Source organism: Labrys sedimenti (assembly GCF_034424805.1).
Taxonomy (GTDB): Bacteria; Pseudomonadota; Alphaproteobacteria; order Rhizobiales; family Labraceae; genus Labrys; species Labrys sedimenti.
Genome location: NZ_JAXOUF010000001.1, coordinates 1,013,090 through 1,029,313 on the forward strand (window position 1 = coordinate 1,013,090; position 16,224 = coordinate 1,029,313).

Here is a 16,224-nt window from a genome sequence, read left to right on the forward strand (position 1 = left end):
CCCAATGGCCGAATTCACACTTGCCGGTTTCGCGGCACATCTGACCGCCCTTGCCAATATGACCATAGCCGAGCACGAGGGTCTGGAGAAGGCAGCTGTGATTGTCGAGACCGAGGCCAAGAGCGTCATCGGCACCTATCGGTATGGATGGCCCCCGTTGGCCCCTTCAACGCTCGCCAAAAAGTCGGCGAACACCCCTCTCCTCGAAACCGGTGCGATGCGGGAATCCATCCAGCACAGTGTCGGCGATAAGGAGGCCAGGATCGGTTCGAACGACGACAAGGCCGTGTGGCAGGAGCTTGGCACGTCTCGCGGCATCCCTCCCCGATCCTTCCTGGCCGGCGCGGCCCGGCACAAGGCGAAGGAGGTTGTCGCGGCTATCGGCGATGCGGTGTATGGTCATCTGACAATGACTCGGTTCCTCCGTTGAAGATCGCCCTCGCCCTTCTTTCTCTGCTTTTGGTCACGCCCGTCCTGGCTGAGCCGTCGCGCAGCGCCCCGCCGCCGGCCGTGTCGGTTTGCTTCACGCCGGGCGAGAATTGCGAGGCAATCATTGTCCGCGAGATCGCACGCGCGAAGCGCCAGGTTCTGATCCAGGCCTATGGCTTCACCTCGATCCCGATCATCACGGCCGTGATGGAAGCGGCTGGCCGCGGCGTCGAGGTCCTGGTCATTCTCGACAAGAGCAACGATCGCGGGAGGTACAGCGCGGCGACCTATCTTTCGAATGCTGGCATCCCGGTCTGGATCGATACGACCCCTGGCATCGCCCACAACAAGGTGATGATCATCGATCGCGAGCGTGTCCTCACCGGGAGCTACAATTTCACGAAGTCGGCCAAGACCAGGAACGCCGAAAACCTGCTGGTGATCTCCAGTCGGCCGGTCGCGCTGCGGTTCGCGGCGAACTGGGAAGCACGCCTCAAGGCGTCGAAGTCGTATGAGGGCCTACCTGCCGCCGACCTGGATCAGAGCGGCACCGCCTCGAACGGTCACGCTGTGACGAACGCCAGCAACTGATAGCTCTTCGGCTATTCCGGAGGCGGTAGCCTTAGCAATCGCGTCGGATATCGGTTTCGACGTCTGCGAGACCTTCACCTTTTGCCCGGACAGCAAAGTCTCGATTGTCGAGAGGCTGGTCGTCCCGTAGGCCGTCGACGCGGTATCATTGCCGAGAACGACGGTGAAGTGGCTCAGCTCCTCGTTGGGAGCAGGAAAGACGGCCATGAATTTGAAGACGTTCTTCTTCGTGGGGGTGTCGACATAGACATCGCAGACGAAATTCTCGTCTTTTTGGCAGTTATCTGCTCGAAACTTGGTGCGATACCCGAGGCTCTTCGCTGCTTTGGTCAATGCCGTATCGACATCTGCTGAAATCGGATTGGCGGCGAAACTGGCGGTCGACCATAGAGCACATAAGGCAACCAACAACGTCCGTTTCAATCCGGCCTCCCTGATTTGCTTTGAGTTGACACTTGAATGATCACGTCGAGGCGAGCCAAATCACCGACACTCCGGCAACAGCAGCCGGAAAGAGGATGAAAAGCCAAGTCGCCAGCCCTATCGAATCCCTCGGGATCGCATTGAGCCCCCGGCGGAATGTCTCGCTGTCGGTCGTGGCGATCGGGAGTCCGAAATCCGCAGCGACCTCGTTGACGGTGCGTTCGGCCACTTCAGGCGAGCAATCGAACCATTCGCCGGAGCAGCGATAGTTGTCGAGTCGGCGGTGTACTTCGCCCTCGATCTGGCGAGCATCGATCTGCACGGCCAGCGCATAGGTCGGGCGCAGCGGAAAGGCTGATGCCGTCCGCAACTGCGCGAGACGTGCATCCATGTTGGTGGTGACACCGATCTTCACCAGGCCGTGGTCGCCCTGGATGACATAGACGAATTCGATGCCAGCCGCCCCCATCGTAGCGCCGCCTCGACGGCTCTGGCGAGGACCGCTGGCGCCCATAGGGAAGCTCAACCCGGCGCGAAGACCAAAGGGAAGGCGTCTCGAAATGAAAAATCGCATGGCTGGATTCTACGCTGATGTCTGACGTTTACAAGATCGGCGTGCAGCTCGCGTTGACCGGTAACATGTCCGCTGCTCTGGCAGGAATCGCCAGCCAGTTGATCGACATCGACAACAAGACCACCTCCCTGATGTCGAAATGGGAGAAGCTGGGCACAAACCTGAAACTCGCCGTCGGCGGGGCTGTTGCGACAGGTGCTGGCGTCGGCTTGCTCGATGGTCTCGGCAAGCTGATCGATCGAGGAAACGACCTCGTCCACGTCCAGCAGCAGTTGATGGGGGCAACGCAGAATCAGGCTCAAGTCGCCGAGGCGACGGCCGTCGCGTGGGAGAAATCGGCCAAGTATGGGCTCAGCGTTTCCTCGGTGCTGTCCGATATCAAGGAAGCTCGGACTGTCTTTGGTTCCACGGAACATGCCATCGACTTCATCGATCCGCTGGAGAAAATGCGCGTCGTGCTCAATGGCATGACCGAGGGATCGGGCAATAAGGCCGTCGAGGCAGTCTACAACATGGCCCGCGCCGGCGAACTCAAGGGCCTCACGAGCCCGGACGAGTTCATTCGTTATTTCGACGGCATGACCAGAGCCATCACGGCTTCCGGGGGCAAAGTCGACCCGCATGCCTTCATGCAGGCGACCCAGTACGGCAAGCTTGCCTCGAAGGGATGGAGCGAGGAGTTCTATACCAAGATCCTGCCCTCCATGATCCAAGAGGCGGGTCCATCGACCGCTGGCACTCAGCTGATGTCGCTGTATGGAACCGTCAACCAGGGCCGCGTAACGCAACGCGCTCTGGAACTGTGGGAAAAGCTGGGGCTGATCGAAGATCCATCGAAACTGATCTTCGACAAACAGGGGAATACGAAAGGTTTCCAGCCCGGCGCCGTGCAGGGAACGGAACTCTTCACTCGCAACCCGTTCGAATGGGCGCAAACCGTACTGAAGCCCGCGATTGAGAAATCCCTCGGTCACGAGATCAAGCCGGGCGACACCGAAGCGATCAATCTGCTCGGCGGCATGTTCGGGAACCGGAACTCTGCTGCAGCGATTGCAGCACTGCTGCTCGAGGGGCAGCGGATCCGGAAGGATGCCGCCATCACGGGCCAGGCGAAGGGGCTGGACGCAGTCGACGACTTGCTCGGCAAGGACCCGAAGATTGCAGCTGCAAACTTCAAGTCAGCCTGGGACAACCTGCTGACCTCTCTCGGCTCGCCTTTGGTCCAGCCCGCGATCAGCGCCATGAATGCGATGGCAGGTGTCATGAAATCCTTGACAGCTGTCGCCGCTGCGCATCCCGACGCCGTGAAGGCCCTGGGCGTTGGTGCCGCTGGCGCCGGCGGTGCTTTGGCTATCGGCGGTACCGCGGCAATGAGCGCCGCGATCTGGCGGACGCTGTTTGGTTCTGGCGGGTTGAACGCGTCGGCAGCGGCCCTGAACACCTCGGCAGTCATGTTGCAGCAAGCCGCTGTGGCGCTAGGTGCCAAGGGTGTCCCCGGTGTCGGTGGTGTCGCCGGCGCACCTTCTGCCGGGAAGCCTTGGGGAAGCGCCCTGGGTGCTCTGCTGGCCTATTTCGGCGTTGAGTATGCCGACGGCAAGATGGGCCAGTTGATGAACTGGCTGCCTCACGCCAGGACCGACTACTACGGGAAGTCCTACGATCCAGAGGCCGAGCATAGCAAAGGACTTGGCGGCCGCGTCGAGCGCCTGATCAATGACCTGCCGGATAAGATCGCCGGGGATACCCCCTGGTATCGCAGAGCCTTCAGTGATCCGAAGTTCTGGTTCAATCGCGATGCCATGCGCAGTGGGATGCAGAACATGGGCGGTGCCGTTGCACCTCCTCCTCCGCCACCAGTCAACGTCAACCAGCAGACCCAGGTGAAGGTGCAGATCGGTAATCAGAGTATCGACGCCTACATCATGTCGGTGGTGACGAAGGCGATGGCAGGCTTCGCAACGAGTACGCCGGCTCAGAACACAGGCTCGACGATGCCCGCGGTGGATGGTGGGCATTAAGCCGCCAAGCCAAATGCACGGTGGGTCGCAATCTGATCCACAGCCGCCCCCCTCAATAACTCCACCCCTTCACCCCTGGATCCAATTTTCGCTGGCTGGCTTCGTCGGCCAATTGTGCAAAGTCGTCAGGGGTGAAGACACTTGGACCGTCCTCGCTTTGTGGCTCCAACATTCCCCGATCCACCGTCCACAAGCCATAAACTGAGAAAGAAAGATTGAAGTTCGCCCTGCAAATGCCAGTCGTCTTTGCAGGGTCGGACTTGCTTGCGAACCTGAATTGACCAAAAGCCTCTTTCTTTCCTTGCTTTAATGTATCAGTGGTCGGGAGAAGAGAGGTTATTTCTGATGGATAATCATCGGACATCAATTGATGATTTGTTCGCCAAGCGGCTATCACACCGGCTGACGTAGGAAGCGGTTCCTGGCGCTCGTTATAAGCTAACGCCAGTACAAGTTTTTTGCTGAATAACTTTAGATACCAATCGAATACAGGATTAATCTTTACAAATTTGAATCCTGCTTCCCGAGCCATAGGGGAAGCCTGGCTCTTTAGAAAGAACTTTTCTGCGGCCCGTCGCTGAAGCATGCCGACTAAAACATCGGGACGATTGTTTCGGATGCCGCGAAATATCCGCTCCAAGTCTTCGTCGACTTCGCGATATTCTTCATCTGAAGCAAAAAATCTGGTTGCTAGCGCGGCTACGAGATCAGCGTGTCCAGTACCGTTATTGCATCTCACGCATGCAGGGATCTCTAGCCCAGGCGGACGGTCTTTCTTCCGAAACATGATCTTAGGGGGCATATGCTCCTCAGTTTCGGCGGGTGTCATCGCGCAATAGGCACAGAATTTACCGGCAATATTTAGTTTTACCGCAGAACGTCGTCTAGAAGCTTCGCCCATGATCTTTTCTCGGAAGTCCAATCCTCAGCAGAGTAACTTGTAAATTATCTGATACCTTAGTTTAAAGGGTTTTCAAGCGACAGTTGCTGTCTGCCCACATACTGACTCTGCGGACTGATCAGATCAGACCAGTTTTCAGGTCGCGGCCAAAGCTAAACAAGGAAGACCAATGGCTGATACCCAGATCATCATCGGTCCCTTCGTACTTCAGGGCTGGGAGATCCCGGAGAAGATCAACTTCGGCGGCAAGCACGAACTTCCCGTTCATAAGCTGATCGGCGGCCGGCGTGTCTTCGATGCAATGGGTGGCGTTCCGGATGCGATGGAGTGGAAGGGGCGCTTCCGCGGCCCCGATGCTCTGTCGCGTGCTCAAGCCTTGAACCAGTTGCGCATCGCCGGCGCGCAGATCGAGCTATCCTGGTTCGATTTCTTCAAGACGGTGGTGATCACCAAGTTCAAGGCGGACGTCGAGCGCTTCTACGAGGTTACCTACGACATCACCTGCGAGGTCATCACCGATGATGTCGACGATGCCCTGGGCGGCCTTGCCGGAGCCCTGGACGGCCTTGTGACGGCAGATCTTCGCTCGGCCGCCAGCGCAGCCCTGATAGCCCCTGCAGCGGTTTCTGTCGCGCTCGGAACTGTCCAGGCAGCAATGACGGCATCAACCGGGCTGACACAATCCAGCAACGCCGACCTGCTCGCCTTCCACTCCACGGTGGCGGGCGCCGCAGGAACGATGACCGGGGTCGCGGATGCATCGGAGGCAGCGATCTCAACCACAGCTGGCATGGAGTCCGGCACTGACCCCGATGTCATGGCTTCTTGGCTGGTCGGGCAGGTATCGGCGATCCAGACCGAGAGCGCTGTTCTCGACGTCGTCCCCTACGTCGAGCGGATAGCGATCAATGTCGCCGGAACCGGAGCCTGACCGATGCCTGAGGCCAACAACATCCAGTCGCCGATCACCAGCCGTGTCGTCACGGTTGCCGGCGGCAACCTGTTCCAGGTCGCTGCTGAACAGCTCGGCGAAGCCACCCGGTGGAACGACATCGCTGCGCTCAATGGGCTACGCGATCCATTCCTGACCGGCGTCGTCACTCTCAAGATCCCGTCGGGCATTCGCCCCGGCAATGGCGGAATTCTCTGGACATGACCTATCGCACCCCGCGCGCCAATCTGGTCGTCAATGGCCAGCCCATGCGATGCGAGGAGATCAATGTCGACCAGAGCCGAGACGGCAAGTCTGACACATTCAGCGCCAGGGCGCCGCTCTGGCACCTTCCCGAAGGCCTCGATGCTGACTGGTGGTCGAGTGCCACGGACATCAAGGTCCAGGTCTACGTCGACATCGGCCAGGGCGCGGTAAAGCTCTTCGACGGTGTCGTCGACGACGTCGAGCATGACTTCGATTCCGGCGTTCTGAACCTCAATGGTCGAGACAAGGCGGCGAAGCTGCTCGACAAGAAGTCGTCGGCAAAATTCCACAACAAGAAGCCGCACGAGATCGTGCAGCAACTCGCGAAGGAGTCGGGGCTCGAGGCGGATGTCGATGACGTCGCCGACCGGGCAGGCAAGATCTACCAGATCGACTATGCCGCGATTCAACACCGGATCTCGGATTGGTCGTCGATCCAGGATCTCGCCGATAAGCACGGACGAGTGGCCTACATCTCCGGCGGGAAGGTCTATTTCAAGAAGCCGGATGAGCAACTGCCGGTGCTGAAGGTGACATATCGGCCGCCGACACCGGACGGCCCTGCCGACAGCAATGCGGTGAAGCTGTCGGTCAAGCGGAGCGTCACCCTGGGCCGACCGATCAAGCACAAGGTGAAGAGCTGGAACCATCGCAAGGCCGAGTCCGAAGACGGCGAGTACACCGAGCCTGGTGACGGTGACGAGTTGGTATGGCAGCACCATTATCCCGGCCTGTCACGCGACCAAGCGGACCGCCGCGCCAAGGACCAGTGCGACAAGACCACCAAGCACGAGGTCGGGCCAACCGTGACGATGCCGGGCGATCCAACGGTGACCCCGCGGTTCATGCTGGAAATCAGCGGGACCGGCACCGCCTACGACCACCAGTACGAAATCAAGTCCCTGAAGCACCGCCTGAAGCAGGGTGAGCCCTACACCATGTCGGTCAACTGCAAGGCGAAGTCGAAGAAACGAGGGAAGTCGAAGGGATGAGCGAGTTCCAGGACTATCTCCATCGGGAGATCGATCGGCACCTCGCACGGCGTTCCGGCATCAAAGCGGCCACGATCACCAGCTACGACCCCAAGCGTCATGCGATCAAGGCCACGATCCAACCCGACGGCTTTGAAACCGGATGGTTTCCGCATTCGGTGGCGCATGTCGGGAATGGTTTCGGAATTGTAGCGGGCCCGACGCCAGGCGATCAGATCATGGTCGGCTTCATCGACGGCGACCTCGAAAGCCCGGTCAACCTCGGCCGTGTCCATTCCGACAAGGAGCGTCCACCGGTCGCCGAGTCCGGCGAGGTCGTGATCCAGTCCAAAGGGGTCACGATCAAGATCGACAAGGACGGAAACATCGGGATCACCGGAGGTGCCGGCCTCAACTTCACGGGCCAGAACATCAAGCTTTCCGGCAATGTCGCGATCGAAGGCGGAACGCTGACTCATGAGGGCGTGAACATCGGCCACGACCACGAGCATACCGCTGTCCAGCCCGGGCCCGCCAACACGGGGCCGCCAGTCTCCTGAGGTCCTGAATGCCCGATCTCTATCATTTCTGGGGGGAAGACCTGTCGGTCAGCCCCGCGGGCGATCTCGCGCTTGTCGATGGCGACGATCTAACCACGCAGCGGATCATCCGGCGGCTGATGACAGCGGTCAAAGGATACATCTGGCATCTCGATTACGGCGCCGGACTTCCGCAGCGCATCGGTGATCTGCTCGACGCCAATGCGATCCGTGGCGTCATCAAGACACAGATCGCGCTGGAGGAAGCCGTCGCCCGGCAGCCCGCGCCCAAGATCACCGTCTCACCTCTCACGAACGGCGTCTCGGTCACGATCGAATACGCCAGCGCGATCACCGGTCAGCAGACCACCCTGTCCTTCGACGTCAACAATTGAGGCCGCGCGGTGGCACTGAACGTAAAGAGCTTCGCCCGCCTGGTGCAGGATCAGGCCGCGGCGATCCAGACCAAGTCGTCGAAGCTGGTGGCGTTTGCCGTCGGGTCGCTGCTTCGCGCCGTCATCGAGGCCAATGCGTCGGTTGCCCTATGGCTCCAGGGGCTGGTGATCTACGTCCTGTCCCTGACGCGGCTGTCGACCTCGATGGGGGCCGATGTTGACAGTTGGGTCAACGATTGGGGCATCAGCCGGCTAGCTGCCACGCTTGCGAGTGGACAGGTCACCTATTCTCGGTTCACGCCGACCAACTCGGCAGTGATCCCGGTCGGTGCCCAGGTCCAGACCGCCGACGGCTCCCAGACGTTCGCGGTCGTTGCCGATCCCTCGCACTCGTCCTGGTCGACCGATCAGAACGGCTACCTTCTGCCGGCCGAAGTGGCGAGCGTCACGGTTTCTGTCCAGTCGGTCACAGGTTCCACGGCTGCCAATGTCATCGCCGGCGCCGTCAACGTCATGTACACGGCGATCACAGGCGTCGACTATGTCTCGAACGCCCTGCCCTTCGCCGGCGGCGCCAATGCCGAGAGCGATGCCTCCCTCAAGGCTCGCTTCGTCGCCTATATCGCTTCCCTGTCCAAGGGTACGATTCCCGCCATCAAATACGCGGTGTCGAGTCTGCAACTCGGGCTAGAATGCACGATCATCGAAAACGTGACGCCCGATGGTGTTGCAACGCCCGGGTTTCTCTGGGTGACGGTCGATGATGGTTCCGGCGCTCCGCCCCAGAGCACCTTGGACGAGGCCGCACTGGCTGTCGGCAACACCCGCGCTGGCGGCATCATGTGGGGCGTGTTCCCGCCCATCGTGCTGCCTGCCGACATCGCTATCCGGCTCGATACCGCGACTGGTTACGATCACCAGGTCGTTGTGGCGACCGTGGCCGATGCTGTGACCAAGTTCGTGAACACCTTGCCTCTCGGTGCCGATCTTCAATTCCTGCGGCTCGCCCAGGTCGTCCAGAACGCCTCCGCGGGCGTGTCCGGGTTGTCGATCATCGTGAACGGCACCTCGCTGGACATCACGGCTGAGCCTCAGAACGTGGTCAAGATCTCGACCCTTACGGTGACCTGATGGCTACGGGCGATACCAACAATGTGCTGGCTCGCCTCAAGGCGGCTCTGCCGGTCCGCTGGTTTCCGGACACATCGCCGATCCTGGATGCCCTACTGTCCGGCTTCGCGTCGGCAGCAAGCTGGATCTACCGCCTGATCCAATATGCAAAGCTGCAGACCAGGATCTCGACGGCAACCGACGGCTTCCTCGACCTCGCCGCCTACGACTTCTTCGGTCGCCGGATCAAGCGCCGGAAGAGCCAGACCGACACATCCTTCAGGCGCACGATTCAGGACGAGGTTCTGAGGGAGCGGGTTACCCGCCCCGGCGTCCAAAAAGCTGTTGCCGATCTCACCGACAACAAGGTGACAGTCTTCGAGGCCTTCAATCCCCACGATACCGGGGGCTGGGGCGTCATGTTCGCCTTCAATATGGCCGGGGCTTGGGGCAGCAATACCCTGCCCTACACGATATTCATCACTGCCGTGCAGCCTCAGGGGGCGGGCATTCCGAATATCTCCGGCTTCAACAGCCCCCAATCCGGCTGGGGCGCCGGCATGTTCTTTCTCGCTGATCTCTCCAGGGTTACGGGCGAAGTCACCAATCAAGACATCTACGACACTGTCGAAGCGTCTCGCGCCGCAGGCGTGACGTGCTGGGTGAACATCGCCCCGCCGCCGCGCAATGCCAGCCGGCTCGGCATCGACTTCATTCTCGGCAGCAGCGTTCTAGGAAGCCCATAAATGACCGCTTTTGTAGACGGCCAGTACCTGACGGGTGAGGACCTCAACAATGCCTTTGCTGGCAAGTTCGACGCTGGCGGCGTGTCGGCTTTCAGCGCGACCGTCCTGGCCAAACCGACCGCGCAGCAATGGAAAGCGGCCATCGGCCTTGTGGGCGGGCCGCTGTCGACGACCGTGAACAATGTTGTTCTCTGGGACAGCACCGACGGCACGACGCTGAAGGATAGCGGTGTCGCCTGGAGCATAGTCGCTAAAACCAACGCGGCGCAGACCTGGACCGCGGCGCAAACGTTCAATGGTGGCGCTGTTGTCCCCAATCAGTCTGTAGGCGCGGGAGATGGAAATGCCGCCAACACCAAATACGTCTTCGATTTCTTCAATTCGGTGTTCAATGTCACGGTTGCCCCGTTGGCTTCGCCCGCTTTCACCGGCAACCCAACGGCACCGACCCAGTCGGCCGGCGACAACGACACCAGCATCGCCACAACCGCCTTCGTTCAAACCGCGATCAACAACCGAGTTCCTGCTTCCAACACGCAGTATGGCCTAATCTACGGCAATGGAACTGGTGCCCTTGCCGTTACCGCAGCAATGACGAACGGCCAGGTGCTCGTTGGTCAGACCGGCGCCGCTCCGCTGCCCAAGACAGTGTCGGGCGACGCGACCATGGCGGCGAGCGGCGCGCTGACCGTCACGAAAATCAATGGCCAACCCGTAGGCACTGCCGCCAACAACATCGTGGCACTCACAGCTGCTGCAAAGCTGCCGGCCGTCGACGGCTCCCTCCTAACCGGCATTGCCTCGACCTGGGCGCCGGGCACGCTCGTCGGCTTGACGCTTTCCCGAGTCTCGGCAACGACCGTCGGAATCGCCACCGGCTTCGCTCGCAACGAGGATACCGGCACGGCGTCCAACATGACGCTGGCTTCGGCGATCACGAAATCGCTGTCGACCTGGGCGGCTGGCACCGGCAATGGCGGCCTTGATACCGGCTCAATCGCGGCGAGCACCTGGTACGAGGTCTGGCTGATCCGAAAGGACAGCGACGGCTCGATCGATGCTCTCCTGTCATTGAGCGCGACCGCTCCGACAATGCCGCCCGGCTATACAGCGCGGCGGCGGCTGGGTGCGATCAAGACGGACGGCAGTTCCCAGGTGATTCCTTTTGTTCAGGACGGCGACGATTTTCTATGGAGCACTCCTATTGCGGATGCCTCCAGCGCCATCACCTCAAACGTTGCTCAGTTGGTCACTCTATCTGTGCCGCCTGTCGCAGGTGTGTCGGCTGATTTTGAGTTCAGCGGGGTCAGCAATACGTTCGGGCACATACTGGTATCATCTTCGCTCGTTCCAGACGCAGCCCCTTCAACAACGGTGGCGCCGTACTTCACAGTCATCGCGGCATCAGGCGACGGTCGAGGTTATGCCCGGCTGGGCGTCAAGACTGGCTCAAGCGGTCAGATCCGGTACCGCAATGACACGACTGCTTCGACCACGATTTATGTCATCACCTACGGTTGGGCAGACCCCAGAGGGAGGCTCTGATGCCGTTTGTTCAGCGTGAGAACGGCGCCATTGTCGGCGTTTATGCAAACGAGCAATCAGGCTACGCCGAAGAGTGGCTTGAGGTCGATGATGCCGAGGTCGTGGCTTTCCTCGCCTCCATCGTCCCCAAACTGACCGTCATCTACAAGGCTGACATCTGGCGCAGGGCTACTGAGGAAGAAGCCGAGATCATCGACGCTCAGCTGAATTCGCAGCCCATCAGGCTTCGGCGGATGTGGCAGGACAGTCAGACCCTAGCCACAACCGACGAGATGTATGCGTCGGTAAAATCCGCCTTCGAGAGTGCCTTCGGAGCGGAGCGAGCTGCCCAATTGCTGGAGCCCACAGCCTAGTCCCCACTCTCCGCACCGTCCTGTTCAGCCGCCTCACAAGGGCGGCTTTTTCTTTGGAGCTTCCCCTTGGACCGCACGATCGTCTATGCCGGCCAACAGCCGACCGATACCATCTGGCTGACCCACGAACGCAACGCCATGATCGCGCTCGGCTACCTGGCGCAAGGCGTGCTCGGGACCAACACCATTGCCGATGGCCTCACGGTTACACCAACGCTTCCGGCGTCAATGGCCGTGCAGGTCGCTCCCGGATCGATCTATACCGTCGAGCCTGTCGACGCGACTGGCTACGGCTCGCTCCCGGTCGATGCCGTGCATACCGTCGTCAAACAGGGCATCAGCCTCGATGTCCAGGCCCTGACGCTCGTGCCGCCTTCCACATCGGGCCAAGCCGTCAACTACCTGATCCAGGCTCAGCTCTCGGAAGTCGATGACGGCGACGCGGTTCTGCCCTACTTCAATTCGTCGAATCCGCTGATTCCCTATACCGGCCCCAACGGTTCCGGTGTCGCGCAGCCCACCAGCAGGACCTGTAAGGTCGTTGTTCAGGCCAAGCCCGGCATTGCCGCGACGGCCGGCAGCCAGGTCACGCCCTCGCCGGATCCGGGTTGGGTTGGGCTCTACGCCGTCACGGTGGCCAACGGCGCTTCGTCCATCGTGTCGGCGAATGTTGCCTTGCTGCCGACAGCACCGCTGATCTCGGTAAAGCTCCCGGACCTGCCGAAGTGGGTCCAGGCCGGAGCCTGGCAGTATGCAACCGACACCGGCACCGCCAACGCCATGTCGGTCACATTGAACCCGCAGCCCTCTGCACCGCCGGCTGCGTTCTTCGTCCGCAAGATGGCTTCGCCGAACAATGCTGGCATGACGATCACCATCGCGGGTGTTGGCACATTTGCCCTGTTGAACGCCGATGGCACCGCACTCGGCAACGGAGCAATGACCGGCAACTATCTCGCCCACGTCGCCTTTGACGGCACCTCCTATCGTTTCATCAACACCACGACATCCACCTCGGTCGGTTCGTTCTCGGGCACGTCCGGCGAAGGCATCAACGTCAACGGATCTGGCGTCGTCGCGCTCAACCTGCCGAGCCTCACCGATCAGCCCAATATCGTGGCGGCCGACCTGCTTCCGTTCTACAGCCAGGCTGACGCCCATCACCGGGTGCTGAAATATTCCGAGCTGCTCGCGGTCGTGAAAACTGGCCTACCAGGCTCTCTCCTGAATATCCGCGTCTTCACCAGCACGCAGACTTTCACCAAGACGGCCGGTGCGAGAACCGCCTTTGTCATGGCTACGGCCCCTGGTGGCGGCGGCGGTGCAGCAAGCAGTATCGATTCGGTCGCCGCTGCTGGCGGTGGCGCTGGCGAGACAGCATTTGCATTTGTCGACATGACATCAGTCACAACGGTGCCGATTACGATCGGTCTGCCTGGCCTGGGCGGCTCGAAATCCGGCAATGCAAGCGCAAACGGCGCAGATGGTGGCCAGGTCTTGTTCGGAGCCTATGCCGTCGCAAATGGCGGCAAGGGCGGCCTTCGCAACGGTGCCACTCATAACTTTGGCCAGGGTGGCGCTGGCGGAACAGGCGGAACGGGTCTTTGGACTGCTGACGGAGGCGCTGGCGGCTGCGGAAACTCAGTCGCTTCCGGTCATGGTGGCAATTCGTTCTGGGGTGGCGGTGCGTTGGGGTTGACCACCAACACAATCAACGCTGGCACTGGCAACGGCTTCGACGGCGGCAAGTACGGCGGCGGAGGCGGCGGCGGTGAAAATCAAGCCGGCGCGGCCGTTACAGGCGGCACTGGCGGTCCTGGCGTCGTCATTGTGATGGAGTTTTCCTGACCACCCATTCACGTCCGACCAACTGGGCCCCGCCGAAGCGGGGCCTTTCTTTTGGAGTTCTGTGCATTGCTCGATCGCCGAGATATCCCGGCCATTTCCCTTGCAGTTGGCCTGGTCTGGGCAGTGTCGGCGATAGATCCGGCCTTCGGTGGCCAGACAGGCATCGCATCCTGGTATGGGCGAGAAAGTGGCCGGCGCACTGCCAATGGCGAGCGGTTCCCGACCTCTGAGCGGACCTGTGCTCACCGTTCAGCCCGGTTCGGGTCTCACCTCAGGGTAACCGTGCTCGCGACTGCCCATTCCGTTGTCTGCCGAGTGAACGACCGCGGCCCCTTTATTCGAGGCCGCATCGTCGACCTCAGTCCGGCTGCAGCACGCGCGATCGGGATGTCTGGACTAGCTGTCGTTCGAATTGAGCATTTGAAATGAACTAGAGGGCCGGCGGACAGCTTGCAGGCTCCGCCACATCCGGGCCTCCAGTTCCGATTTTTGCGCCTATCCCGGAGCACACGGAAGCTACCGGAACACCTTGCCTCCGGCAATCTGGCCATACGGCTTACCTCGATCCTCAAGGAAACGACCCATGCTCCGTACCCTGCTCGCCGGGCTGCTGGCGCTCGCCCTAGTGTCATGTGCGACCCGCCAACCCGATGCGCCAATGTGGGCAGCGGTCTCCAAGGAGATCCGCAAATGGTGAGGCTGCTGTTGGTCCCAACTTTCGCCGCCGTGCATCACATCCGAGGCGGCGGCGGGCTCTTCAGATCGAGGTTCGTTGCTCTTCTCCAGCGCATCCCAGGCAACGGCGATATCACCGCCACACCATTCGTCGCGCTGATGGCATGGACGGCCGGCGTGTCGGCTTTCGGCCTGCCGAGTTGGGCGTCATGCCTGATCTTTGGCTTGTGTTGGCTCGCCTGGTCGACGCCGGCGTGGGGCTTCCTACAGGGGCTTGGGCGTGGGCCCGGGCCAATCGAAACCCGGTCGCCGAGTTGGTACGAAGCGTTATTCATCCGGTGGTCGTTCGGCAGCCCGCATCTCGCCTACGGCTATCGGACGACGCTCTTTCTGATCCCCATGGCGCTATGCTTCGGCTGGCACTGGCTCCTACTCGGCCTCTTGCAGGTCGCCGCCTATGAGATTGGTTGGCGGGTCAGGCCATCTGGCGGAATCGCCGTCGGCGAATTGATCACCGGTGCGTTGTGGGGCGCTGCTCTTGCGATCGGAGCCTGACACAAGTGCGGCCCGGCCCTTGGGATCTTGGGTCGATCTGTACGGGCCGAGCCGCCGCGAAGTTGGACTGCATCCAGACCTCGCACTTTCCGAACGCTCCTCCCCGCTCCTGGTTCCCAAATAGTCCGCCACCTCAGCCCAACACCCGGGAACTGCTGAAATGGTATCGAGCCATTATGCCGGGCAACCGAGAACCTTCGAATAGACGGCACAAATCAGAGCGTTCGCGGTAGGATGAACTGACAGCCTCAGTTTCATGTTCCAAGGCCTTTTTTCACCGTGCGGCCCGGCTCGCTGGGTCGGGTCGGAAGCCGGGCCGCGGTTGGCGCCAACGGGCAAAGCCAGCGCAGGGGCGCACATCATCGCCGGCTCTGCGCGCTAGAAACGACGATTAGAGATCATTGTTCCTTGAAAAATTTGCGGCCCAATCAGTTTTGCTCTGGCGGGAAAACTGACTGGGCCGCGGCGTCAGGACATCCCGGTACACTGACGTCACGAAGGCTGCCTTCACCCTTCGTGGCACAATAACGGGCTACCTCTCGCGAGGTTCCAAGCCGGCACGTTTTTTTGGTTCGCCCGCCTGAAATCTCCCCACGAATTCCACCGAGAAAATTATCGAGGCTTCCATGGACGTGCTGGCCATCCAGACACGATTGAAAGCGCTTGGCTTCAATCCCGGCCCTCTCGACGGCGATCCCGGGCCACAAACTGCGCGCGCTGTCCTGGCATTCGAACGCTCCAAAGGGCTCGCCCCCGATGGCAGGATTGATCAGGCCATGGTGTCTGCCCTGTTCGCCGGGCTCGATTTCAAGGAGCCGCCCTGGCTCACTGCGGCGCGCAAAGATCTCGGCATCCGCGAAGGTGTCGGTGCTGCCGATAATCCGCTTGTCGTGAAGATGTTCGCTGAAGCCGGTCATCCCGAAATCAAGCACGACTCTGTTGCGTGGTGCGCTGCAGCCGTCGGCGCGTGGCTCAAGCGGGCTGGCATCAAGGGCACCGGATCACTGTGGGCGCTCGACTATATGAAATGGGGCGTACCGCTGCCTGGGCCGATCCTCGGCGCAATCGCCGTCAAGAAGCGGCAGGGCGGCGGACATGTCACGTTTGTCGTCGGCGCCAGTTCCGGACGCGTCTTCTGCCTCGGCGGCAACCAGTCCGATTCGGTGTCGATCGCCGCCTACGACGCCTCGGTGTTTGCCTATCGCTGGCCGGCCGGCGTTCGCATTCCGAGCCCAGCCCTTCCACTTCCGAAGACGATTTCCGGCGCCCGCGCCGGCGTATCGGAGACCTAGAAGGGCAAGGCATCATGCCTCTGGAAATTATCGGGAGCGCCTTTGGCTTGGCGCTTGAGGC

Annotated in this window: 19 protein-coding genes; 16 read left to right on the forward strand and 3 right to left on the reverse strand. The window is 60.9% G+C overall.

Annotated features, from left to right (window positions below):
• Nucleotides 1-4: 4 nt before the first annotated feature.
• Both U1R88_RS04900 and U1R88_RS04905 read left to right on the forward strand, forming a co-directional pair.
• Nucleotides 5-430: a phage virion morphogenesis protein gene (locus U1R88_RS04900; protein ID WP_322430230.1), complete on the forward strand. Its 426-nt coding sequence runs from the start codon at nucleotides 5-7 to the stop codon at nucleotides 428-430.
• Nucleotides 427-1,020, forward strand: coding sequence for a phospholipase D family nuclease (locus U1R88_RS04905; protein ID WP_322430231.1), 594 nt, complete (start codon nucleotides 427-429; stop codon nucleotides 1,018-1,020). Before U1R88_RS04900 ends, U1R88_RS04905 begins: the two co-directional genes overlap by 4 nt.
• Here U1R88_RS04905 and U1R88_RS04910 read toward each other — a convergent pair.
• Nucleotides 949-1,443, reverse strand: coding sequence for a hypothetical protein (locus U1R88_RS04910; protein ID WP_322430232.1), 495 nt, complete (start codon nucleotides 1,441-1,443; stop codon nucleotides 949-951). The genes U1R88_RS04905 and U1R88_RS04910 overlap by 72 nt on opposite strands.
• 40 nt (nucleotides 1,444-1,483) lie before the next feature.
• Entirely contained in the window at nucleotides 1,484-1,912 is a 429-nt protein-coding gene (locus U1R88_RS04915; protein ID WP_322430233.1) for a GIY-YIG nuclease family protein, read from the reverse strand.
• Nucleotides 1,913-2,034: 122 nt separating this feature from the next.
• Here U1R88_RS04915 and U1R88_RS04920 point away from each other — a divergent pair, with 122 nt between their 5' ends.
• Complete coding sequence (locus U1R88_RS04920; RefSeq protein ID WP_322430234.1) at nucleotides 2,035-4,035, forward strand: hypothetical protein; 2,001 nt, start codon at nucleotides 2,035-2,037, stop codon at nucleotides 4,033-4,035.
• 52 nt (nucleotides 4,036-4,087) lie between these two features.
• Here U1R88_RS04920 and U1R88_RS04925 read toward each other — a convergent pair whose 3' ends face one another.
• The gene (locus U1R88_RS04925; protein WP_322430235.1) at nucleotides 4,088-4,936 is read right to left on the reverse strand and encodes a hypothetical protein; all 849 of its coding nucleotides are present in this window, start codon (nucleotides 4,934-4,936) and stop codon (nucleotides 4,088-4,090) included.
• Nucleotides 4,937-5,105: 169 nt separating this feature from the next.
• Between U1R88_RS04925 and U1R88_RS04930 the strand changes: the two genes are divergently transcribed.
• The 13 genes from U1R88_RS04930 (at nucleotide 5,106) to U1R88_RS04990 (ending at nucleotide 16,163) form a co-directional block, all read left to right on the forward strand.
• On the forward strand, nucleotides 5,106-5,867 hold the full coding sequence (locus tag U1R88_RS04930) for a hypothetical protein (RefSeq protein ID WP_322430236.1): 762 nt from the start codon (nucleotides 5,106-5,108) through the stop codon (nucleotides 5,865-5,867).
• Between the two features lie 3 nt (nucleotides 5,868-5,870).
• Nucleotides 5,871-6,092, forward strand: coding sequence for a hypothetical protein (locus U1R88_RS04935; RefSeq protein WP_322430237.1), 222 nt, complete (start codon nucleotides 5,871-5,873; stop codon nucleotides 6,090-6,092).
• Complete coding sequence (locus U1R88_RS04940; RefSeq protein WP_322430238.1) at nucleotides 6,089-7,126, forward strand: phage late control D family protein; 1,038 nt, start codon at nucleotides 6,089-6,091, stop codon at nucleotides 7,124-7,126. Before U1R88_RS04935 ends, U1R88_RS04940 begins: the two co-directional genes overlap by 4 nt.
• Nucleotides 7,123-7,665, forward strand: coding sequence for a phage baseplate assembly protein V (locus U1R88_RS04945; protein ID WP_322430239.1), 543 nt, complete (start codon nucleotides 7,123-7,125; stop codon nucleotides 7,663-7,665). The genes U1R88_RS04940 and U1R88_RS04945 overlap by 4 nt, the downstream gene beginning before the upstream one ends.
• Before the next feature lie 8 nt (nucleotides 7,666-7,673).
• Complete coding sequence (locus U1R88_RS04950; RefSeq protein ID WP_322430240.1) at nucleotides 7,674-8,039, forward strand: hypothetical protein; 366 nt, start codon at nucleotides 7,674-7,676, stop codon at nucleotides 8,037-8,039.
• Nucleotides 8,040-8,048: 9 nt separating this feature from the next.
• Complete coding sequence (locus tag U1R88_RS04955) at nucleotides 8,049-9,170, forward strand: baseplate J/gp47 family protein (protein ID WP_322430241.1); 1,122 nt, start codon at nucleotides 8,049-8,051, stop codon at nucleotides 9,168-9,170.
• The gene (locus tag U1R88_RS04960) at nucleotides 9,170-9,895 is read left to right on the forward strand and encodes a hypothetical protein (RefSeq protein WP_322430242.1); all 726 of its coding nucleotides are present in this window, start codon (nucleotides 9,170-9,172) and stop codon (nucleotides 9,893-9,895) included. The genes U1R88_RS04955 and U1R88_RS04960 overlap by 1 nt, the downstream gene beginning before the upstream one ends.
• Nucleotides 9,896-11,440 (forward strand): hypothetical protein, encoded by a 1,545-nt coding sequence (locus U1R88_RS04965; RefSeq protein ID WP_322430243.1) that lies wholly within the window; start codon nucleotides 9,896-9,898, stop codon nucleotides 11,438-11,440.
• Nucleotides 11,440-11,793, forward strand: coding sequence for a hypothetical protein (locus U1R88_RS04970; protein ID WP_322430244.1), 354 nt, complete (start codon nucleotides 11,440-11,442; stop codon nucleotides 11,791-11,793). The genes U1R88_RS04965 and U1R88_RS04970 overlap by 1 nt, the downstream gene beginning before the upstream one ends.
• Before the next feature lie 66 nt (nucleotides 11,794-11,859).
• Entirely contained in the window at nucleotides 11,860-13,641 is a 1,782-nt protein-coding gene (locus tag U1R88_RS04975; RefSeq protein ID WP_322430245.1) for a glycine-rich domain-containing protein, read from the forward strand.
• A gap of 123 nt (nucleotides 13,642-13,764) precedes the next feature.
• Entirely contained in the window at nucleotides 13,765-14,070 is a 306-nt protein-coding gene (locus U1R88_RS04980) for a septal ring lytic transglycosylase RlpA family protein (protein WP_322430507.1), read from the forward strand.
• Between the two features lie 261 nt (nucleotides 14,071-14,331).
• Nucleotides 14,332-14,871: a hypothetical protein gene (locus U1R88_RS04985; protein WP_322430246.1), complete on the forward strand. Its 540-nt coding sequence runs from the start codon at nucleotides 14,332-14,334 to the stop codon at nucleotides 14,869-14,871.
• 626 nt (nucleotides 14,872-15,497) lie between these two features.
• A complete protein-coding gene (locus U1R88_RS04990; RefSeq protein WP_322430247.1) occupies nucleotides 15,498-16,163 on the forward strand; it encodes an NlpC/P60 family protein in 666 nt (221 codons plus the stop codon).
• Nucleotides 16,164-16,224: the final 61 nt, after the last annotated feature.

Excerpts from the sequence above, each read along its gene's own strand:
- U1R88_RS04970 (WP_322430244.1), top strand. The coding sequence starts at position 11,440 with ATGCCGTTTGTTCAGCGTGAGAACGGCGCCATTGTCGGCGTTTATGCA.
- U1R88_RS04950 (WP_322430240.1), top strand. The coding sequence starts at position 7,674 with ATGCCCGATCTCTATCATTTCTGGGGGGAAGACCTGTCGGTCAGCCCC.
- U1R88_RS04930 (WP_322430236.1), top strand. The coding sequence starts at position 5,106 with ATGGCTGATACCCAGATCATCATCGGTCCCTTCGTACTTCAGGGCTGG.
- U1R88_RS04945 (WP_322430239.1), top strand. The coding sequence starts at position 7,123 with ATGAGCGAGTTCCAGGACTATCTCCATCGGGAGATCGATCGGCACCTC.
- U1R88_RS04935 (WP_322430237.1), top strand. The coding sequence starts at position 5,871 with ATGCCTGAGGCCAACAACATCCAGTCGCCGATCACCAGCCGTGTCGTC.
- U1R88_RS04915 (WP_322430233.1), bottom strand. The coding sequence starts at position 1,912 with ATGGGGGCGGCTGGCATCGAATTCGTCTATGTCATCCAGGGCGACCAC.
- U1R88_RS04940 (WP_322430238.1), top strand. The coding sequence starts at position 6,089 with ATGACCTATCGCACCCCGCGCGCCAATCTGGTCGTCAATGGCCAGCCC.
- U1R88_RS04920 (WP_322430234.1), top strand. The coding sequence starts at position 2,035 with ATGTCTGACGTTTACAAGATCGGCGTGCAGCTCGCGTTGACCGGTAAC.
- U1R88_RS04900 (WP_322430230.1), top strand. The coding sequence starts at position 5 with ATGGCCGAATTCACACTTGCCGGTTTCGCGGCACATCTGACCGCCCTT.
- U1R88_RS04990 (WP_322430247.1), top strand. The coding sequence starts at position 15,498 with ATGGACGTGCTGGCCATCCAGACACGATTGAAAGCGCTTGGCTTCAAT.
- U1R88_RS04960 (WP_322430242.1), top strand. The coding sequence starts at position 9,170 with ATGGCTACGGGCGATACCAACAATGTGCTGGCTCGCCTCAAGGCGGCT.
- U1R88_RS04985 (WP_322430246.1), top strand. The coding sequence starts at position 14,332 with ATGGTGAGGCTGCTGTTGGTCCCAACTTTCGCCGCCGTGCATCACATC.
- U1R88_RS04925 (WP_322430235.1), bottom strand. The coding sequence starts at position 4,936 with ATGGGCGAAGCTTCTAGACGACGTTCTGCGGTAAAACTAAATATTGCC.
- U1R88_RS04965 (WP_322430243.1), top strand. The coding sequence starts at position 9,896 with ATGACCGCTTTTGTAGACGGCCAGTACCTGACGGGTGAGGACCTCAAC.